Source organism: Planococcus beijingensis (assembly GCF_016820615.1).
In the GTDB taxonomy this organism is placed as follows: domain Bacteria; phylum Bacillota; class Bacilli; order Bacillales_A; family Planococcaceae; genus Planococcus; species Planococcus notacanthi.
Map to the genome: position 1 here is coordinate 888,089 of NZ_JADHDZ010000001.1, position 21,414 is coordinate 909,502.

Sequence of the window (21,414 nt, forward strand, 5' to 3'; positions counted from 1 at the left end):
TCTGTTATACATTTTGCAACAGGTAATTCTTTAAGCAGTTCTGAGAAACCTCTATGAGGAGGAAAATATTATGGCGGATTTTTTAGTGATTGTTGAGTCGCCTGCAAAGGCGAAAACAATCGAACGGTATTTGGGCAAGAAATATAAAGTCCGTGCATCACTTGGACATTTACGCGATTTGCCCCGCAGCCAAATGGCTGTAGATGTTGAAAACAATTATGAACCCCGTTACATTACAATCAGAGGCAAAGGGCCGATCTTGCAGGATCTGAAAAAAGAAGCGAAAAAAGCGAAGAAAGTCTTTCTCGCGGCTGACCCCGACAGAGAAGGGGAAGCGATTGCATGGCATTTGGCGACAGCGCTCGGCATTGACCAAACCTCGGATTGCCGAGTGGTATTTAACGAAATCACCAAGGATGCCATCAAGGAATCATTCAAGCATCCCCGCAAAATCGATATGGATTTAGTCGATGCGCAACAGGCGCGCCGAATATTGGATCGTCTCGTGGGCTACAGCATCAGCCCGTTGTTGTGGAAAAAAGTTAAAAAAGGCCTATCGGCTGGACGCGTGCAATCTGTTGCTCTTCGACTCGTCATTGACCGTGAAAACGAAATCAAAAACTTTGAACCAGAAGAATACTGGTCCATCACTGGTGATTTCGAGAAGGACAAGAAGAAATTTGAAGCGCAGTTTTACGGCAATGCAAAAGAAAAAATGAAATTACAGAATGAAGCTGACGTTAACGCCGTTATGGCCACCATGTCCGGCAAAGACTTTACAGTAAACCGCGTGGTGAAAAAAGAGAGAAAGAGAAACCCATCCCCCTCTTTTACAACCTCTTCACTCCAGCAGGAAGCTGCCCGCAAATTAAACTTCCGTGCTAAAAAAACAATGATGCTCGCGCAGCAATTGTATGAAGGTATTGCAGTGGGTAAAGAAGGCATCACCGGTTTGATTACGTATATGCGGACAGATTCCACACGGATCTCCGATACAGCGAAAAAAGATACAATCGATTTCATCGTTGATAATTACGGTGAACAATACGTCACGCAAAAAGCTGCTGCCAAGCAATCAGCGAAATCTCAGGATGCCCACGAAGCGGTGCGTCCGACAAGTGTGATGCGGACACCGGAATCGATGAAGAGTATTCTATCAAGAGATTTATATCGTTTGTATAAATTGATTTGGGATCGTTTCGTAGCGAGCCAGATGTCACCAGCAGTCCTGGACACGGTTATGGCTGAACTGCAGAACGGAGAAGCAGTATTCCGTGCGAATGGTTCCCAGGTCAAATTCCCGGGCTTCATGAAACTTTATATTGAAGGCACGGATGACCAAAAAGAAGAAAAAGACAATATTCTGCCGGAAATGGATGAAGGGGATATCGTGACAGCGCTTGAAGTTACGCCGAATCAGCATTTTACGCAGCCGCCTCCACGCTTTACGGAGGCCCGCTTGGTGCGGACACTCGAAGAACTGGGGATAGGGCGTCCGTCCACGTACGCGCCTACACTGGATACCATCCAAAAACGCGGCTATGTGACATTGGATGCCAAACGGTTTATCCCGACCGAATTGGGTGAGATTGTCCATCAGCTGGTGCTCGAATTTTTCCCGGACATTTTGAATATCGAGTTTACTGCCAAAATGGAACACGATCTGGATACCGTTGAAGATGGCGAAGTCGATTGGCGTGCTATTATTGACGCATTTTATCAAGACTTTGAAAAAAGTGTTGAAGTCGCGGAAAGTGAAATGGAAAAAGTCCAGATCAAAGATGAGCCTGTGGGAGAGGATTGTGAGTTATGCGGTTCGCCGATGGTCTATAAATTGGGGCGTTACGGCAAATTCATGGCTTGCAGCAATTTCCCGGAATGCCGGAATACAAAAGCGATCGTCAAACACATCGATGTCAAATGCCCGACCTGTAAAGAAGGCGAGATCGTTGAAAGAAAGAGCAAGAAGCGCCGGATATTCTACGGTTGCGAACGGTATCCGGAATGCGAATTCGTTTCATGGGATAAACCGATTGAACGGCCGTGTCCGAAGTGCAACGAATTGCTGGTAGAGAAAAAAGTGAAAAAAGGCGTTCAAATCAATTGCACGAGCTGTGATTACAAAGAAGAAGTTCAATAATAATTATAGAGGTGTTCGAAAATGACGAAATATGTAAACGTAATTGGCGCAGGACTGGCGGGCAGTGAAGCTGCTTGGCAAATCGCGAAACGGGGAGTAAACGTCCGTCTATACGAAATGCGTCCGGTAAAGCAGACAGCAGCCCATCATACGGACAAGTTTGCGGAACTGGTATGCAGCAATTCATTGCGCGCCAATTCCCTGACAAATGCAGTTGGTGTCATCAAAGAAGAAATGCGCAAATTGGATTCGGTGATCATTGAATCTGCAGACCGGGCATCTGTGCCAGCTGGTGGAGCACTTGCTGTGGATCGCCATGAGTTTGCCGGAGCTGTGACCGACAAAGTAAAAAATCACCCATTGGTGGAAGTGATCAACGAAGAAGTGACTGAAATTCCGGAAGGCATCACAATCATTGCCACTGGTCCATTGACTTCTCCGGCACTTGCGGAAAAAATTCGCGTTTTGACAGGCGAAGAATATTTGTATTTTTATGATGCAGCAGCGCCGATCGTCGAAAAAGACAGCATTGATATGGACAAAGTCTATCTGAAATCCCGTTATGACAAAGGGGAAGCGGCTTATCTGAACTGCCCGATGACAGAAGAAGAGTTCAAGCGTTTCCATACAGCTCTTGTCGAAGCAGAAGTGGTGCCATTGAAAGAATTCGAAAAAGAGATTTATTTTGAAGGCTGTATGCCAGTCGAAGTAATGGCAGCCAGAGGCGAGAAGACCTTGACGTTTGGACCGATGAAACCAGTTGGACTGGAAGATCCGAAAACGGGCAAAATCCCTTATGCAGTCGTTCAGCTTCGCCAGGATGATGCGGCTGGAACACTTTACAATATTGTTGGTTTCCAAACGCATTTGAAATGGGGACCTCAAAAAGAAGTGCTTAAATTGATTCCAGGACTTGAAAATGTCGAAATCGTCCGTTATGGCGTGATGCACCGCAATACATTCATCAACTCACCGCGCGTTCTTAAGCCGACTTACCAATTGAAGGCCGATGAAAACATTTTCTTCGCGGGTCAAATGACTGGAGTCGAGGGCTATGTTGAATCAGCAGGAAGCGGATTGCTGGCAGGAATCAACGCAGCTAAAATGGCTTTAGGTGAAGAATTGCTGGTATTCCCGGCTGAAACAGCCTTGGGCAGCATGGCGCGTTACATTACGGAAGCCGACAGCAAGAACTTCCAGCCGATGAACGTCAACTTCGGACTGTTCCCGGATTTGGGTGAACGTATCCGTTCGAAGCAGGAACGAGCTGAGAAACATGCCGATCGTGCATTGGCGGCAATTCAAAATTATATGAATACAGTGACTGTTTAATTGATAAAAGCCTCTAAATGTTGGTATAATTTAGAGGCTTTTGTATTTGGTGAAAGGTGGAGCATATATGGAAAAAGAAAAGATGCTTGAATCTTTTATGACCTATATTCAACTGGAGAAGAACTATTCTGAACACACCGTCCACCATTATGAACATGATTTGATGGATTTTTTTCTGTTTTTGAATGCGGAGGGCGTACCTGATATCAAAGAAGTCGAATATATACATGCACGAAATTACGTGACGAAATTATATGATGCCAAATTATCCAGAACGACGGTTTCCCGAAAGATTTCAGCGATCCGCTCATTTTTCCGTTATGGAAACCGTGAATTCGGATTGAATGAAGCAGCATTCAGGTCATTGTATCATCCGAAAAAAGAAGAGCGGCTACCGCAATTCTTTTATGAAGAAGAGCTGGCACAGCTGTTCAAATCGGTTGTGGGAGAAGATAAATTGTCGATCCGCAACACCGCGTTATTGGAATTGCTGTATGCTACGGGCATGCGTGTCAGTGAATGCGTATCGATTCGAATGGGAGATTTGGATCAAACGATGCAGATTGTCAAAGTGATGGGGAAAGGCCGGAAAGAGCGCTATATCCCATACGGACAGTTTGCCCAGGATGCCCTGGAACATTACATTGAGGATTCACGTCCTAAGTTGATGAAGAATCAAAAACATGATCATCTGTTTGTTAACAGCCGGGGAGAAGTTTTGACAGACCGGGGTGTTCGCCACATTTTAAGTGAATGCATGAAGAAGGCATCTGTCAATTCATCGATTTATCCGCATATGATCCGCCACACATTCGCTACTCACCTGATCAATAATGGTGCTGATATCCGGACTGTACAGGAACTGCTGGGCCATTCCCATTTAAGTTCAACACAGGTATACACCCATGTCACCAAAGAGCATTTACGGAATACCTATTTAAATTCACACCCGAGAGCTTAGAGAGGAGATTTTATCATGCAAGAATTCCATGCCACCACGATATTCGCGGTTCAGCATAACGGCAAATGCGCCATGTCAGGCGATGGCCAGGTAACATTCGGCAACGCCGTAGTCATGAAGCATACAGCCAGAAAAGTACGGAAATTATACAACGGACAAGTGCTAACCGGATTTGCGGGATCGGTTGCAGATGCTTTTACCTTGTTCGAGATGTTCGAAGGGAAGCTGACGGAGTACAACGGCAATCTTCAACGCGCTGCAGTTGAACTGGCTAAACAATGGCGTGGGGACAAAATGCTTCGCCAATTGGAAGCTATGCTCATCATCATGAACAAAGACGAATTGCTGCTGGTATCCGGAACAGGTGAAGTCATTGAACCGGATGATGGCATTTTGGCAATCGGTTCAGGTGGAAATTATGCATTGGCAGCAGGGCGTGCCTTGAAAAAATACGCAGGCGATAATCTGACTGCTGCACAAATCGCACAATCCGCTTTGGAAACAGCTGCGGACATCTGTGTCTACACCAATCATCAAATCGTTGTGGAGGAATTGTCCTAATGAAAAATCAATCTGATTTAACGCCAAGACAAATCACTGACCATTTGGATCGCTACATCGTCGGCCAAAAAGAAGCGAAACGTTCTATTGCCATCGCATTGCGCAACCGTTATCGCCGAAGCCGGCTGGATGAAGAAATGCGTGGGGAAGTCATTCCGAAAAACATTTTGATGATCGGGCCGACAGGTGTGGGCAAGACGGAAATCGCCCGCCGTATCGCTAAACTGACGGGAGCGCCTTTCATTAAAGTGGAAGCGACGAAGTTTACGGAAGTCGGCTATGTCGGCCGTGACGTCGAATCGATGGTACGCGACCTGGTTGAAGCTGCCGTAAGAATCGTCAAAGAAGAAAAATTCGAAGCTGTGAAGTTCCAGGCGGAAACCGCTGCCAATGAGCGGATCGTCAAGTTGCTGGCACCGTCCATGCGCAAGAAACAACCGAACCAAAACCCGCTGGAAATGCTTTTTGGCCAGAAGTTCGAGCAGGAAGAGGAAGAACCGACAGCGGAAGTGGAAGTTCGGGTGAAGAGAAGAGAAATTGCTGCAGACCTGAAAGCTGGAAAGCTGGAAGATGAATGGGTAACAGTGGAAGTGCTTGAAAACACATTGTCCATGTTTGATGCCATGCAAGGCTCAGGAATGGAACAAATGGGTGCGAACATGCAGGATGCGTTATCATCGCTGATGCCGAAGAAAAAGAAAAAACGGCGTTTGCAGGTGAAAGAAGCCCGCCGCATTTTAACGACTGAAGAAGCCGCTAAATTGGTGGATGATGAAGAAATTTCACAGGAAGCGATTGACCGCGCTGAGCAGCACGGCATCATCTTCATCGACGAAATGGACAAAATCGCCAGCAAGAGCAATTCTTCATCTGCTGATGTATCGCGTGAAGGTGTCCAGCGTGACATTTTGCCGATCGTTGAAGGTTCCACGGTTTCGACTAAGTACGGTGCAGTCCAAACGGATTATATGTTGTTTGTGGCTGCTGGGGCATTCCACATGTCGAAACCATCCGATCTGATCCCTGAGCTGCAAGGCCGATTCCCGATCCGTGTGGAATTGCAGAAGCTTGAAGTTGAAGATTTTGTCAAAATCTTGACGGAACCAAAACATTCTTTGATAAATCAGTATAAAGCCCTTCTCGAAACAGAGGGAATTGTGGTACACTTCAATGATGCCTCAATAGTCAGACTTGCAGAAATTGCATATGAAGTAAATCAGGACACAGATAACATCGGTGCTCGTAGGCTGCACACTATACTCGAGCGCCTGTTAGAGGATTTGTCTTTCGAAGCTTCCGAGATTTCACCAGCGCAAATTGACATTACCCCCCAATATGTGAATGAAAAGCTCGAAAATGTGGCAAAAAATAAAGACTTGTCACAATTTATTCTGTAAATCAAGGCGAATTAGTTTCAATAAAGAGTAAAAACCTTTAGAATATTGAATAAACAGGGTACGAATTATGTAGGAGGTTCATTTAAATGAATTTATTAGGAAAAACAAGACGAATTAACTCTATGCTGGAAGCAGCAGGCGGTAAAAAAGTAAACTTTAAAGACATGGCTGAGACATTGAGCGAAGTAATTGAATGTAACGCTTTCGTAGTTAGCCGCAAAGGTAAAGTATTAGGTTATGCAATTAACCAACAAATCGAAAACGAGCGTATGAAAGGGATGTTGGAAGAACGCCAATTTCCGATTGAATACACTCAAAAGCTTTCGAACATCACTGAAACAACTGAGAACTTGGATGTTAACAGTGAACACACGATCTTCCCGGTGGAAGAACGTGAATTGTTCAAAAATGGTTTAACAACAATCGTACCGATCAATGGCGGCGGAGAACGTTTAGGAACACTTCTTCTTGGACGTGTAGATGCAGAATTCCATGACGACGATTTAATTCTTGGAGAATACGGCGCTACTGTAGTAGGGATGGAAATCCTTCGTGAAAAAGGCGACCGCATCGAAGAGGAAGCACGCAGCAAAGCTGTTGTGCAGATGGCGATTTCTTCACTTTCATACAGTGAACTTGAAGCAATCGAACATATTTTCGAAGAACTTGACGGCAACGAAGGCTTGTTGGTAGCTTCGAAAATTGCTGACCGCGTGGGTATTACACGTTCAGTTATCGTAAACGCACTTCGCAAGCTTGAAAGTGCAGGCGTTATCGAATCACGCTCTCTAGGAATGAAAGGGACATACATCAAAGTATTGAACACGAAATTCCTAGCTGAACTTGAACAATTGAAAATGAACTAAGTAAACAAGAAACGATGCTGGGGATTTGCCTGGCATCGTTTTTTATTGGATTAAAACCGGTTTTTCTGTACTTAACGGATTGAAGCTCACAAGTTCTGCCTTAAGAGCTCGGATGACTTGAATGTATGGAGGGCGCTTCTGCGAGAGTATTCCCGTAAAACTGCCAAAGTGATGAAAGAAAAGGCATTTGATCATTTTAAATTTGTTTTAGTTTTTATGAGAGAAACTTGTTGCGGTCTTCGCGTAAAGCGTGGTATAATTTCAAATGGTGTTAAATACACACGCATTTCGATTTGAGTCGTAGGTGCCCATGCGGGTAACGGTTCAGAGAAGAAAAATGCGGAGGGAAAAAATAACCTATCAGGAGGAAACAAATCATGGCAGTAATCTCAATGAAACAATTGTTAGAAGCTGGTGTACACTTCGGTCACCAAACTCGTCGTTGGAACCCGAAAATGAAAAAATATATTTTCGTGGAACGTAACGGTATCTACATCATCGATCTTCAAAAAACAGTCCGCAAATTGGAGGAAGCTTATAGCTTCATGAAACAAGTGGGCGAAGAAGGCGGTAAAGTACTTTTCGTTGGTACGAAAAAACAAGCTCAGGACGCAATCAAAGAAGAAGCAGAACGTTCTGGCAACTACTACATCAACCAACGTTGGTTGGGTGGAACACTTACTAACTTCGGTACAATCCAAAAACGTGTGAACCGTTTGAAACAAATCGAGCGCATGGAAGAAGATGGAACTTTCGAAGTTCTACCGAAAAAAGAAGTTGTTCAATTGAAGAAACAACACGAACGCCTTGTTAAATTCCTTGGCGGTATCCGTGATATGAGTTCACTACCGGACGTTATGTTCGTAGTTGACCCACGCAAAGAACGCATTGCAGTTGCAGAAGCAATGAAATTGAACATTCCAATCGTTGGTATCGTTGATACGAACTGTGATCCGGATGAAATCGATTATGTTATTCCTGCAAACGACGATGCTATTCGCGCAGTTAAATTGTTGACTGGTAAAATGGCGGATGCTTTGCTTGAATCAAAACCGGAAGAAGAAGAAGAAACTCAAGCTGAATCTGCTGAGTAATTCGTAATTTACACAGGTGATAAGCGGCCAACCCCTCTTATCACCTTTTTTTGAGAAAATGATAGCAAGCAAATACAGAGGAGGAATTTAATCATGGCAGTTACAGCACAAATGGTAAAAGAATTGCGTGCAAAAACAGGCGCAGGTATGATGGATTGCAAAAAAGCATTAGTAGAAACAGACGGTAATATGGAAGCAGCTCTTGATTTCCTACGCGAAAAAGGCCTTTCAAGCGCTTCTAAAAAAGCAGACCGTATCGCAGCTGAAGGAACAACTTCTATTCTTGTAAAAGAAAACGAAGCAGTAATCTTCGAAGTGAATGCGGAAACTGACTTTGTTGCGAAAAACGAAGGGTTCCAAACATTAGTAAAAGAATTAGGCGAGCACTTAATTACAACTAAACCAGCTACAGTAGAAGAAGCTAATGCTTCAACTATGTCTAATGGTTTGACAGTTGCTGACCACATCTCTAACGCTATCGCTAAAATCGGTGAAAAAATTACTTTGCGCCGCTTTGAAGTACGCACAAAATCAGATGCAGATGCTTTCGGTCCTTACCTGCACATGGGCGGAAGAATTTCAGTACTAGTTGTTCTTGAAAACTCTACTGATTCAGATGCTGCACGCGATATCGCTATGCACATTGCTGCATTGAACCCTAAATATGTATCACGCGATGAAGTTTCTGCTGAAGAAGTAGAACACGAGCGCAAAATCTTGACTGAGCAAGCATTGAATGAAGGCAAACCTGAAAAAATCGTTGCTAAAATGGTCGAAGGCCGCCTTGGCAAATATTTCGAAGACATCTGCTTGCTTGACCAAGCATTCGTTAAGAACTCAGATCAAAAAGTTCGTGATTTTGCAGCTTCAACAGGTGGATCTGTTAAAGAATTCATCCGTTACGAAGTTGGAGAAGGCATCGAAAAACGCGAAGATAACTTTGCTGATGAAGTTATGAGCCAAGTTAACAAAAAATAAGATCATTTATCATATGATTCATTTCGGGGAACACGAGAATGTGTTCCCTATTTTTCAATAAATTATGTAATGGAGGGTACCGATGAGTGTTCAGCAATATAAACGCATTGTATTAAAACTAAGTGGTGAAGCAATGGCAGGAGGGCAAGGTTTCGGATTGTCCCCTGAAATTATCAAATCAGTAGCAAGCCAAGTTAAAGAAGTGGTTGAACTCGGAGTGGAAGTGGCAGTCGTTGTAGGCGGCGGCAATATCTGGAGAGGCAAAGTCGGTTCTGAAATGGGAATGGACCGTGCGACAGCTGATTACATGGGCATGCTGGCAACAGTTATGAACTCATTGGCTTTACAGGATTCATTGGAAAAGCAGGACGTGGAAACCCGCGTATTGTCCTCCATTGAAATGCGCCAAGTAGCTGAACCTTATATCCGCAGAAGAGCGATTCGCCATTTGGAGAAAAAGCGTGTCGTCATTTTTGCAGCCGGTACCGGAAATCCTTACTTCTCAACTGATACAACAGCAGCATTGCGTGCGGCAGAAATTGAAGCCGATGTCATCTTGATGGCGAAAAACAATGTTGATGGTGTTTATTCAGCTGATCCGAAGACGGATTCTGAAGCTGTGAAATACGAAGAGCTTTCTTATTTCGATGTGATCCAACAAGGCTTGCAAGTGATGGATTCTACAGCTTCCACACTTTGTATGGACAATGATATCCCACTCGTAGTATTCTCAATTATGGAAAACGGAAATATAAAACGGGCTGTTCTCGGAGAGAAAATCGGGACAGTAGTGAGGAGAACAATATAATGCCGAAAACAGTGATGAGTGAAACTAAATCTAAAATGACTAATGCAATTCAGGCTTTCTCGCGCGATTTGTCTTCAATCCGTGCCGGCCGTGCAACGCCGTCGATTTTGGATAAATTGACGATCGATTATTACGGTTCTCCAACACCGGTTAACCAGGTTGCTGGAATCTCGATTCCAGAAGCGCGTCTAATCATGATTCAGCCATACGACAAATCAGTTCTGGGCGATATTGAAAAAGCGATTCTTAAATCTGATCTGGGATTAAGCCCATCAAATGATGGTTCAGTGATTCGCTTGGCAGTTCCTGCTTTAACGGAAGAGCGCCGCAAAGACCTTGTGAAGCAAGTGAAAAAAGAAGCAGAAGAAGCGAAAGTCGGAATCCGTAATATTCGCCGTGATGCGAATGACGAGTTCAAGAAGCTGGAGAAGAAAAGTGAAATTACAGTGGATGACTTGCGTGGCTATACCGATGATGTCCAGAAATTGACGGATGACAACATCGCGAAGATCGACGAAATGGCTAAAGATAAAGAAAAAGAGATTATGGAAGTTTAAATCGAACTTCATTTCATGTCAGGCGTCCTGTTAAGCAGGACGCTTTTTCATGCCAAAAATAAATGCTGTATTGGGAAAGAAGCGCACAATGCCGTTTTTTTTGATATGATAAGCAATAGACATGCCGATTTGTAATAGGTGGAGGACTAACTATGTTTAATAAACTACTAAAGCGAAATACTGATTTGGTCTTGGAAAGTGGAGATCGCTCAGTTTTGATTTCGAATGAAGCCGTTCCGGCCCATATAGCAATTATTATGGACGGTAATGGACGCTGGGCAAAAAAACGTTCGTTGCCAAGAGTCGCTGGACATCACGAAGGAATGAAAACGGTCCGAAAAGTGACCAAACTGGCCAATGAACTTGGGGTTGGCGTATTGACCTTATATGCATTTTCCACTGAAAACTGGAAACGCCCAAAAATCGAAGTGGATTTTTTGATGCGTTTGCCTGAAGAGTTTTTGACAACCTTCCTTCCAGAACTCATTGAAGAAAATGTTCGTGTGGAAATGATGGGGTATCATCATAATTTGCCTTTGCATACATTGAGAGCCATCAAAAAGGCAAAAGAGGCGACCAAGGAAAATACGGGGCTTGTTTTGAACTTTGCTTTGAACTACGGCAGCCGCGCAGAAATAGTCGATGCCGTCAAAGACATTGCTGCACAGGTTGCTGCGGGAACGTTGGATGTCAGTGATATCAACGAAGACCTTATTTCGGGGGGCTTAATGACAAAAGGGCTGCCTGAGCCGGATTTATTGATCCGCACAAGTGGTGAGGTTCGTTTAAGCAATTTTATGCTTTGGCAATTAGCCTATACCGAGTTTTGGTTCACGGAAACCTTATGGCCCGATTTTAATGAAGATTCCTTACTGGAAGCGATTGAGAATTACCAAAAACGCAATCGCCGGTACGGGGGGTTGAAAGGAGACGAAGTGAAATGAAACAGCGTATTATAACAGGGGTTATTGCGGCTGCCCTTTTTATCCCTTTTGTCATTTATGGAGGAGTGCCATTTATCCTCTTGGTCTATTTGTTGGGGACAATCGCATTGCAAGAGCTGTTGAAAATGAAAGGCCGGAGTTTATGGAGTATTCCCGGCCTTATTTCTTTGTTGGCGCTATACGCCTTTATGCTGCCCGATCAATGGGCAGACAATGTGCTTGAATGGACAGGCTATGAAAAAGTCGAATTTGCCTTTTTAGCTGTTATTCTTTTATTGATACATACGGTTATTGTGAAAAACAGCTTCACCTTTGATGATGCGGCTTTCGCTATTATGGGTACTTTATATGTCGGCATCGGGTTCTTTTATTTTATTGAGACACGTGAAGCCAGTTTGAGCTTTTTGATTTTTGCTTTGTTGGTTGTGTGGTTCACAGATTCAGGTGCTTATTTTACAGGCCGGAAAATCGGCAAGCGGAAGCTATGGCCGGAAATTTCCCCAAACAAAACAATAGAAGGTTTTGTGGGTGGCATCATCTGGGCGATTGGAATTGCTTTGATCTTCAATTATTTTATTCCTTTAAACCATTCAATATTCCTGATTATCATTGTGACGATCATCGCCTCGATTTTTGGGCAAATGGGTGATTTGGTGGAATCTGCATTAAAACGCCACTTCAATGTGAAGGATTCAGGTTCGATTCTGCCGGGGCATGGCGGGATTCTGGATCGTTTCGACAGTATTTTATTTGTAATGCCTTTGCTTCATTTTTTACATTTCATCTAAGAGAGGAAATTGCTGAATGGTTAAGAAAATTACGTTGCTGGGTGCTACGGGTTCAATTGGTGTGCAGACAGCTGACATCATCCGTGAACATCCACATGAATTTAAATTGGTCGGTTTTTCTGCCGGAAAAAATATGGACATCACACGTAACCTGATTGCTGAATTCGAACCTGAAATCGTCTGTGTGCAACGGAAAGAAGATGCTAAGGACTTAGCGGCTGAATATCCGGCTGTGGCAATCGTATCAGGCGCTGAAGGGCTTATCGACATTGCTGTTTATGATGCTGACATTTTGGTTAATGCGGTTCTTGGCAGTGTGGGACTGGAACCGACCCTTGAAGCCATCAAACTTGGACGAACTATTGCGATTGCCAATAAAGAAACCTTGGTGACAGCAGGACATCTTGTGATGGAAAGCGCCAAACAATTCGGTGCGGCCATCCTGCCTGTTGACAGTGAACACTCAGCCTTATTCCAAGCCTTGAATGGAGAAAAGAAAGACCAGGCAAGCCGTTTGATTCTAACGGCTTCAGGCGGCAGTTTCCGTGACTTGACGCGTGAACAGTTGAAAAACGTCACCGTCCAAGATGCGTTAAACCATCCGAATTGGTCAATGGGATCGAAAATCACTATTGATTCAGCCACTATGGTCAATAAAGGGCTTGAAGTGATCGAAGCACACATTTTGTTTGATTTCGCATATGCGGATATAGATGTGGTGCTTCACCGGGAAAGCATCATCCATTCCATGGTCGAGTTCCAGGACACCAGTGTTATGGCACAGCTCGGCACGCCGGATATGCGTGTGCCGATTCAATATGCTTTGTCGTATCCTGACCGCCTTCCACGCGAGCAGGCGAAACGGTTGAATTTGGCTGAAATCGGAAAACTGAATTTCCAGGAGATGGACTACACGCGGTTTCGGGCATTGCAGCTTGCGTTTGATGCCGGTGTTGCCGGGGGCACGATGACCACTGTCCTCAATGCCGCAAACGAACAGGCTGTTGCGCTATTCCTGAATGAGGAAATTAAATTCCTGGAGATTGAGGAAATGATCGAGCGGGCGATGGATCAGCATGAAGTTATTGCAACACCTGACTTGGAAACGATTTTGTATGTCGATGCTGAAACGAGAAAATCTGTAAAAAACATGCTAAAATAGCTAAAGATCAAAACCGAATAACTTTATAAGGATGGGTTCAAAATGGAGACAGTTATCTCGTTTATAATAATTTTCGGTGCTTTAGTGTTTTTCCATGAATTTGGCCATTTCCTGTTCGCCAAACGCTCCGGCATTTTAGTGCGCGAATTTGCGATCGGAATGGGCCCGAAAATTTTAGGGATCACCAAAGGGGAAACGCTTTATACACTGCGTTTATTGCCGATTGGTGGATATGTACGCATGGCCGGGGAAGATATGGATACCATTCATCTTCAAGCAGGCCATCGCATCGGCGTTCTGTTGAACAAAGAAGGCCAGGCTAAAAAAATCATCATGAACCAAAAGCATGTTTATCCGGAGATCTTATTTCTTGAAGTAGAAGAAGCGGACCTAGAAAAAGAATTGTGGATCAAAGGATATGATGAAGAGGAAAAGCTGATCCGTATCGAAGTGGCACGAGATGCGGTTGTAGAGGAAAATGGCAGAGAAACCATTTTGGCCCCTTACGACCGTCAGTTTGATTCGAAGTCAGTCGGAAAACGGTTTATGACGATTTTCGCAGGTCCGTTATTCAACTTCATCCTGGCGTTTCTGATTTTCACGGCGCTTGGCATGATGCAAGGAATTCCGACCTTTGAACCTGTCATTACCGAAGTGACAGAAGACAGTCCGGCAGCAGAAGCCGGGATGCAAAACGGCGATTTGGTGACTGAAATTGAAGGGAATCCGATTGGCACTTGGGATGAACTGGTTGAATCAGTTCAGAACAATGCCGGCAATGCTCTTGAGTTCGAAGTTGAACGTAACGGAGAGCCATTGAATTTCACCATCACTCCTGAGGTATCCGAACAATCGCCTGAAGAAATCGGCGTAATCGGCGTACTGTATCAAAGTCCTGTCGAAAAAGACTTTTTTGGGTCTTTTGTGTACGGTGCTGAACAAACCGTCTTCTGGTTCAAAGAGATCTTCCGTTTGCTAGGAATGCTTGTAACCGGCCAATTTACGATTGATGCTTTATCAGGTCCGGTTGGAATTTACAAGACGACTGAAGAAGTAGCCAAATACGGTTTCTTCACATTGATGAGCTGGGCAGGTATGCTCAGCATCAACTTGGGAATCATGAACCTGCTTCCGCTTCCGGCATTGGACGGCGGACGTCTCATGTTCTTCATTCTTGAAGCGGTGCGCGGCAAGCCGGTTGATCGGCAAAAAGAAGGAATGGTTCATTTTGTCGGGATCATGCTTCTCATGCTGTTGATGATCGTCGTCACGTGGAACGATATCCAAAAATATTTCTTTTAATAATTGATTGAGCATTACCGGACAGGCGATTATTATTGCCTGTCCTGAACTTTTAATCCCTTTATAAAAATTCTATAGTCAGTTGAGGTGTATTCTGGAATGAAACAAACAGCAACTTTTATCCCAACATTACGTGAAACTCCAGCCGATGCCGAAGTAAAATCGCATCAGCTTTTATTGCGCGCAGGCTTTATCCGCCAAAACACAAGCGGCATTTACTCATTCCTGCCGCTCGGCAAACGTGTACTGCAAAAAGTGGAAACCGTTATCCGAGAAGAAATGGAAGCCGCTAACAGTGTTGAAATCTTTATGCCAGCACTTCAGCAAGCTGAATTGTGGCAGGAATCAGGGCGTTGGTATTCTTACGGTGATGAATTAATGCGTTTGAAAGACCGGAATGATCGTGAATTCGCTCTAGGTGCGACACACGAAGAAGTCATCACCAGCTTGCTGCGGGATGAAATCAAATCCTATAAGAAACTGCCTTTAAATCTGTTCCAAATACAGTCAAAGTTCAGAGACGAAAAACGTCCGCGTTTCGGATTATTGCGTGGCCGCGAGTTCCTGATGAAAGATGCTTATTCATTCCATGCCACTCCTGAGAGCCTGGACGAAACTTATGACGTCATGATGAAAGCTTATACCAATATCTTCACACGCCTTGGTCTTGATTTCCGTGCTGTAATTGCGGATTCAGGTGCTATCGGAGGAAAAGATAACCACGAATTCATGGTGCTGTCGGAAATCGGTGAAGATACGATTGCGTATTCCGATAGTTCTTCTTATGCAGCGAACATCGAAATGGCAGCAGTCAATGTTTCATATCCGGTTTCAGACGAAACACCAGGAGAAATGGAAAAAGTGGCAACGCCAGGCAAGAATACCATTGCTGAGGTAGCAGAATTCATGGGGACGACTGCTGAAAAATGCATCAAAACATTGGTTTTTAAAGCAGATGAAGAACTGGTAATCGTTTTGGCGAGAGGCGATCACGATATCAATGACGTCAAAGTCAAACATGCCACAGGTGCTAAAGTTGTTGAGATGGCAACACCTGAAGAAGTACAGCAATTACTGGCGTGTGACATCGGCTCTCTTGGACCAATTAATCTTCCTGCTGAAGTCCGCTTGTTTGCTGATCATGCGGTAGAAAACATGGTCAATGGTGTAACTGGCGCGAACGAAAGCGGCTATCACTACAAAAATGTTACGCCTGGAAATGACTTTACGGTCGCTGCTTACCACGACCTTCGTTTTATCCAGGAAGGGGATGCATCGCCAGACGGCCAAGGTACAATTCAATTTGCCAAAGGCATTGAAGTCGGACATATCTTTAAATTGGGCACGACATACAGCATTCCGCTTAAAGGCACATTCCTGAACGATCAAGGAAAAGCGATGCCTTATATCATGGGATGCTATGGAATCGGCGTATCACGTGTGATGGCTGCCGTTGCTGAACAATTCCAGGACGACAATGGCTTTACATGGCCGGACATTGTTGCTCCTTACGAAGTTCATCTTGTGCCTGTAAACGTCAAAGACGATGCACAGCGCGAGTTGGGTGAAGAGTTGTATTCCCTATTGAAATCAAATCGCTACGAAGTGCTGCTTGATGACCGCAAAGAACGGGCAGGCGTGAAATTCACAGACGCTGATCTGATTGGGTTGCCGATTCGCATCACCATCGGCAAAAAAGCGGCTGAAGGAATTTTGGAAGTCAAAATACGTCGGACAGGTGAAACATTCGAATGGACGCGTGACGAATTGCTTGATCAATTGCAGCAGTTTTTTAAAAAATAACAGGAAAATCTGATATGATGAAAGGAAAGTACAAATTGTACTTTCCTTTCTTTTTCTGCTTGTTCGAGAAAAATGTAAATGTGAGTTTGCACTTTTTTAAGGTGAACGAAAGAAATGGTTTTAGCAAAATAGTTAAATGTGTAAAGTGTAAAGGAATCGTTGCGGGAAAGCAGATCAGTGATACAGCTCTCATTTTGTATCAGAGCTATCTCAGCTGTGCAGATGCTAAAGCTTGGGGTTTAGTGGAACTGGATGGCGAAAAATCCATACCAGCAAATGTTTAGTATGTTCAAATGTTAAATTGCCCTAATCCAACGCCGCCAGACAAAATGCACGTACGCTTTCTTAAATCACTACTACGAAGGGGATAATTATGACAAACCAGCAAGATCCTAAGATGCGGTTTAAAATGCTGCTTCAGCATCTCGACTTAACGGACGATGTACATATGCCCTTTTTCGAAGAGGCTGAACTGACACGGATGACTGTCCATAAAAAAGAACGATCGTGGAAATTCCTTGTAAAAGTAAAGAATATCCTGCCGATCGATTTGTACCTATTACTTAAAGAACGACTATATAGCACATTTTCTCCAATTGCTTCGGTTCAATTGAACATCGAATTTACACAGGAGACAGCACAGGAAAACCTCGTCTTATCCTACTGGAGATACGCGGTTGAAGAATTGGCTGACATGGCGCCGCCGCTGCGTGAACGATTGCTGTCACAGGCGCCGGTTTGGAACGGCAATAAGCTTCTGCTGCAATGCAATCATGAACACGAAATGATGGCACTAAAGTCAAAATACAGCGATAAACTGGCTGGGGTATACCGCCAGTTTGGATTCCCGCATGTCTCCATCGATTTTCAGTTGTCGAACGAAGACCAGGAAGCGGCGCATGCGGCTTTCATGGCAGAACGTCTGCGTGAAGAAGAGGAGATGGCGAGTAAAGCCTTGTCCGATATGAAAAAACGGGAGACGAACCGAAAAGAGAACGGTACGCCTTCTGGGCCTTTCCAGATGGGTACGGCTATCAAACCGGATGAAAATATTGTGGAAATCCAATCGATTGTTGATGAGGAACGTCGAGTGACCATTGAAGGCTACGTCTTTGATGCGGAAGTCAGAGAACTTCGGAGCGGCCGTTCATTATTGACCGTCAAGATTACAGACTATACCGATTCGATCCTCGTGAAGATGTTCTCACGTGACAAAGAAGACGCTGAATTGATGGCCAATGCTAAAAAAGGCATGTGGCTAAGAGCTCGCGGTTCGATTCAAACCGATACCTTTGTGCGGGATCTAGTGATGATGGCACAGGATATGGTTGAGATCAAACCGGTTCTTCGCCAAGATACAGCTGAAGAAAAACGCGTCGAGTTGCATCTGCATACACCGATGAGCCAAATGGACGCCGTTTCGTCTGTTGAATCATTGGTCAGCCAAGCTGCCAGATGGGGCCATCCGGCGATTGCCATTACGGATCATGCCGGCGTACAGTCATTCCCGGACGCATATGCAGCCAGCAAAAAACATGGCATTAAAGCGATTTTTGGCCTGGAAGCGAATTTAGTGGATGACGGTGTACCGATCGCTTACGAAGAGCGCCATGCTTTATTGGAAGATGAAACGTTCGTTGTGTTTGACTTAGAGACCACGGGCTTGTCAGCTGTTTACGATACCATCATTGAATTAGCTGCTGTTAAAATCAAAGGCGGCCAGATCATCGATAAATTCGAGAGCTTTGCGAATCCTCATCATGAGCTGTCATCGACAACGATTGATTTGACTGGCATCACCGATGATATGGTCAAAAACGCACCGGAAGTGGAAGAAGTGATCCGCAAATACCACGAATGGGCAGGAGACCACATTATGGTCGCCCATAACGCTTCATTCGATATGGGCTTCTTGTATGTCTGCTATAAGAAATACGGTATTGAAACAAAGCATGCTACGATCGATACACTGGAATTGGCGCGTATGCTTCATCCAGAACTGAAAAACCACCGATTGAACACATTGGCCAAAAAGTTCGGCATCGAGCTGACACAGCATCACCGAGCCATTTACGATACGGAAGCGACATCTTATTTATTGACGCATCTCTTAAAAGAAGCCGATCAAAAAGGCATTCTTTATCATGATCAATTGAACGATTATGTGGGAAGTGGAGACGCTTATAAACGTTCACGGCCGACCCATTGCACACTGTTGGCGCAGAACGATGAGGGGCTGAAAAATCTCTTCAAACTGGTGTCTGCATCTCATATCGATTATTTCTACCGGGTGCCTCGCATTCCGCGTTCATTGCTCCAACGACATCGGAAAGGCCTGCTGGTCGGTTCCGGTTGTGACAAAGGCGAAGTTTTCGAAGCGGTCATGCAAAAATCAATGGAAGAAGTTGAACAGACTGCGCAATTCTACGATTATCTGGAAGTTCATCCAAAAGAGGTTTATTCCCATTTGATTGAGCGGGAAATGATCCGTGATGAATGGAACTTGGAAGACATTATCCGGAAATTGGTGAAAATCAGCCGTAAGTTGGAAATACCTTTGGTTGCGACGGGCAATGTCCATTACTTGGATGAGACAGATGCCATTTTCAGACAAGTACTTATCGGATCCCAAGGCGGTGCGAATCCATTGAATCGCCACAAGCTGCCGAAAGTGCATTTTAGAACAACCAACGAAATGCTCGATGCGTTTGATTTCCTTGGTGCTGAAACAGCCCATGAACTGGTTGTGGAAAACTCGGTTAAAATCTCCGAGATGATCGACGTTGTCAAACCGATTAAAGATGAATTGTATACACCGAAAATTGAAGGCGCTGATGAAGAGGTTCGGGAATTGAGTTACAACATGGCCCGACAAATTTACGGAGATACTTTGCCTGAAATCGTAGAAGCGCGGATTGAAAAAGAATTGAAATCCATCATTGGACATGGTTTTGCGGTCATCTATCTGATCTCCCATAAGCTGGTTAAAAAATCATTGGATGACGGTTATTTGGTTGGTTCCCGTGGATCGGTCGGTTCTTCGCTTGTAGCGACGCTGACTGAAATAACGGAAGTCAATCCGTTGCCGCCGCATTATATTTGCCGGAAATGCAAGAAATCGGAGTTTTTTGATGACGGTTCTGTCAGCTCAGGATTCGATTTAAAAGACAAGAACTGTCCGGATTGTGATGTTCCTTATCAAAAAGAAGGACAGGATATTCCGTTCGAAACGTTCTTAGGATTTAAAGGGGATAAAGTTCCCGATATCGATTTGAACTTCAGTGGAGAATACCAGGCAGTTGCCCATAACTATACGAAGGAACTGTTTGGAGAAGACAATGTTTTCCGTGCAGGCACCATCGGCACAGTAGCGGAAAAGACGGCTTATGGCTATGTTCGCGGCTACGCGAACGATCGAGACATGACATTGCGCGGGGCGGAAATTGACCGGCTTGTACAAGGATGTTCGGGCGTTAAGCGCAGTACTGGACAGCATCCGGGGGGGATCATCGTTGTTCCGGACTATATGGACATCTATGATTTCTCGCCAATCCAATTCCCGGCAGATGCGCAGGATTCAGAATGGAAGACTACACATTTCGATTTCCACTCTATCCACGATAATCTATTGAAGCTCGATATACTTGGTCACGATGATCCGACAGTGATCCGCATGCTCCAGGATTTGTCCGGCATCGATCCGAAGACCATCCCAACTGACGATCCGGAAGTCATGAAAATCTTCGCCGGACCTGAATCACTCGGTGTGACGAAAGAGCAGATTGGCTGTAAAACAGGCACGCTCGGCATTCCTGAATTCGGTACGCGTTTTGTGCGCCAGATGTTGGAAGAAACAAAACCGAACACGTTCTCGGAACTTGTCCAGATTTCCGGATTGTCCCACGGGACGGATGTATGGTTGAGCAATGCGCAGGAATTGATCCAAAATGGAACCTGCCAGCTGTCTGATGTAATCGGCTGCCGCGATGACATCATGGTCTATTTGATTTACCAGGGACTTGAATCTTCCTTGGCATTTAAAATCATGGAGTCTGTCCGTAAAGGTAAAGGATTGACGCCTGAATTTGAAGAAGCCATGAAAAAAGAAGGCGTGCCGAACTGGTACATCGAGTCCTGCAAAAAAATCAAGTACATGTTCCCGAAAGCGCACGCCGCCGCCTATGTTTTGATGGCTGTCCGCATCGCCTACTTTAAAGTGCATTTCCCTGTTCTTTACTATGCGGCTTATTTTACAGTGCGTGCAGAAGATTTTGATGTTAACGCTATGGCCAAAGGATCACATTCGATTCGTGCTGTAATTGATGAAATCAACAGTAAAGGCCTGGAAGCATCGACAAAAGAGAAGAACTTGCTGACGGTTATGGAATTGACGCTGGAAATGGTGGAGCGGGGCTACAGCTTCCAAAAGGTTGATTTATACAAATCATCTGCTGATCAGTTCATCATAGATGGCAACAGCCTGATTCCGCCATTCAATGCCATTCCTGGATTAGGGACCAACGCCGCAAAATCCATCGTGGCTGCACGCGAACATGGAGAATTCCTATCCAAGGAAGACCTTCAGCAACGTGGCCGCGTTTCAAAAACGATCATCGAATACATGGATGATCATGGCTGTTTAGAAGGGATGCCTGAAGCCAACCAGCTGTCTCTCTTCTAGCCAGTTGCACCACAGCGCGATTTGTGGTATTATTGTAGTA

The 21,414-nt window shown here is 44.6% G+C and carries 17 protein-coding genes; all 17 read left to right on the top strand.

Annotated elements, in window-relative coordinates; translation table 11 throughout:
- Positions 1–70 precede the first annotated feature (70 nt).
- The 17 genes from topA (at position 71) to IRE19_RS04265 (ending at position 21,374) form a co-directional block, all read left to right on the top strand.
- Complete coding sequence (gene topA / locus IRE19_RS04185; RefSeq protein WP_191714117.1) at positions 71–2,140, top strand: type I DNA topoisomerase; 2,070 nt, start codon at positions 71–73, stop codon at positions 2,138–2,140.
- A gap of 21 nt (positions 2,141–2,161) precedes the next feature.
- Positions 2,162–3,472 (top strand): FADH(2)-oxidizing methylenetetrahydrofolate--tRNA-(uracil(54)-C(5))-methyltransferase TrmFO, encoded by a 1,311-nt coding sequence (trmFO, locus tag IRE19_RS04190; RefSeq protein ID WP_191714118.1) that lies wholly within the window; start codon positions 2,162–2,164, stop codon positions 3,470–3,472.
- A 67-nt stretch (positions 3,473–3,539) separates the two neighbouring features.
- On the top strand, positions 3,540–4,433 hold the full coding sequence (gene xerC, locus IRE19_RS04195) for a tyrosine recombinase XerC (protein ID WP_203339432.1): 894 nt from the start codon (positions 3,540–3,542) through the stop codon (positions 4,431–4,433).
- Positions 4,434–4,448: 15 nt separating this feature from the next.
- Positions 4,449–4,994 carry an ATP-dependent protease subunit HslV gene (hslV, locus tag IRE19_RS04200; protein ID WP_146556600.1) on the top strand — a complete coding sequence of 182 codons (546 nt, stop codon included), beginning with the start codon at positions 4,449–4,451 and terminating at the stop codon, positions 4,992–4,994.
- Complete coding sequence (hslU, locus tag IRE19_RS04205) at positions 4,994–6,391, top strand: ATP-dependent protease ATPase subunit HslU (RefSeq protein ID WP_203339433.1); 1,398 nt, start codon at positions 4,994–4,996, stop codon at positions 6,389–6,391. The genes hslV and hslU overlap by 1 nt, the downstream gene beginning before the upstream one ends.
- A gap of 86 nt (positions 6,392–6,477) precedes the next feature.
- Positions 6,478–7,257, top strand: coding sequence for a GTP-sensing pleiotropic transcriptional regulator CodY (gene codY / locus IRE19_RS04210; protein WP_191714121.1), 780 nt, complete (start codon positions 6,478–6,480; stop codon positions 7,255–7,257).
- Positions 7,258–7,634: 377 nt separating this feature from the next.
- Positions 7,635–8,351, top strand: a complete 717-nt coding sequence (rpsB, locus tag IRE19_RS04215; protein ID WP_142826560.1) for a 30S ribosomal protein S2 — start codon at positions 7,635–7,637, stop codon at positions 8,349–8,351.
- Positions 8,352–8,444: 93 nt separating this feature from the next.
- Positions 8,445–9,329: a translation elongation factor Ts gene (gene tsf, locus IRE19_RS04220; protein ID WP_203339434.1), complete on the top strand. Its 885-nt coding sequence runs from the start codon at positions 8,445–8,447 to the stop codon at positions 9,327–9,329.
- Positions 9,330–9,411: 82 nt separating this feature from the next.
- Entirely contained in the window at positions 9,412–10,137 is a 726-nt protein-coding gene (gene pyrH / locus IRE19_RS04225; protein ID WP_191714123.1) for a UMP kinase, read from the top strand.
- Positions 10,137–10,694 carry a ribosome recycling factor gene (gene frr, locus IRE19_RS04230; RefSeq protein ID WP_191714124.1) on the top strand — a complete coding sequence of 186 codons (558 nt, stop codon included), beginning with the start codon at positions 10,137–10,139 and terminating at the stop codon, positions 10,692–10,694. Before pyrH ends, frr begins: the two co-directional genes overlap by 1 nt.
- Before the next feature lie 152 nt (positions 10,695–10,846).
- On the top strand, positions 10,847–11,638 hold the full coding sequence (uppS, locus tag IRE19_RS04235; protein WP_191714125.1) for an undecaprenyl pyrophosphate synthase: 792 nt from the start codon (positions 10,847–10,849) through the stop codon (positions 11,636–11,638).
- Positions 11,635–12,426, top strand: a complete 792-nt coding sequence (locus IRE19_RS04240; RefSeq protein ID WP_203339435.1) for a phosphatidate cytidylyltransferase — start codon at positions 11,635–11,637, stop codon at positions 12,424–12,426. The genes uppS and IRE19_RS04240 overlap by 4 nt, the downstream gene beginning before the upstream one ends.
- Positions 12,427–12,442: 16 nt before the next feature.
- Positions 12,443–13,588 (top strand): 1-deoxy-D-xylulose-5-phosphate reductoisomerase, encoded by a 1,146-nt coding sequence (gene dxr, locus IRE19_RS04245; protein ID WP_203339436.1) that lies wholly within the window; start codon positions 12,443–12,445, stop codon positions 13,586–13,588.
- 42 nt (positions 13,589–13,630) lie between these two features.
- Positions 13,631–14,890, top strand: coding sequence for an RIP metalloprotease RseP (gene rseP / locus IRE19_RS04250; RefSeq protein WP_191714128.1), 1,260 nt, complete (start codon positions 13,631–13,633; stop codon positions 14,888–14,890).
- 99 nt (positions 14,891–14,989) lie between these two features.
- Entirely contained in the window at positions 14,990–16,693 is a 1,704-nt protein-coding gene (locus IRE19_RS04255; protein WP_203339437.1) for a proline--tRNA ligase, read from the top strand.
- Between the two features lie 14 nt (positions 16,694–16,707).
- Positions 16,708–16,977, top strand: a complete 270-nt coding sequence (locus IRE19_RS04260; RefSeq protein ID WP_203339438.1) for a hypothetical protein — start codon at positions 16,708–16,710, stop codon at positions 16,975–16,977.
- Positions 16,978–17,066: 89 nt separating this feature from the next.
- A complete protein-coding gene (locus tag IRE19_RS04265; RefSeq protein ID WP_203339439.1) occupies positions 17,067–21,374 on the top strand; it encodes a PolC-type DNA polymerase III in 4,308 nt (1,435 codons plus the stop codon).
- Positions 21,375–21,414 lie beyond the last annotated feature (40 nt).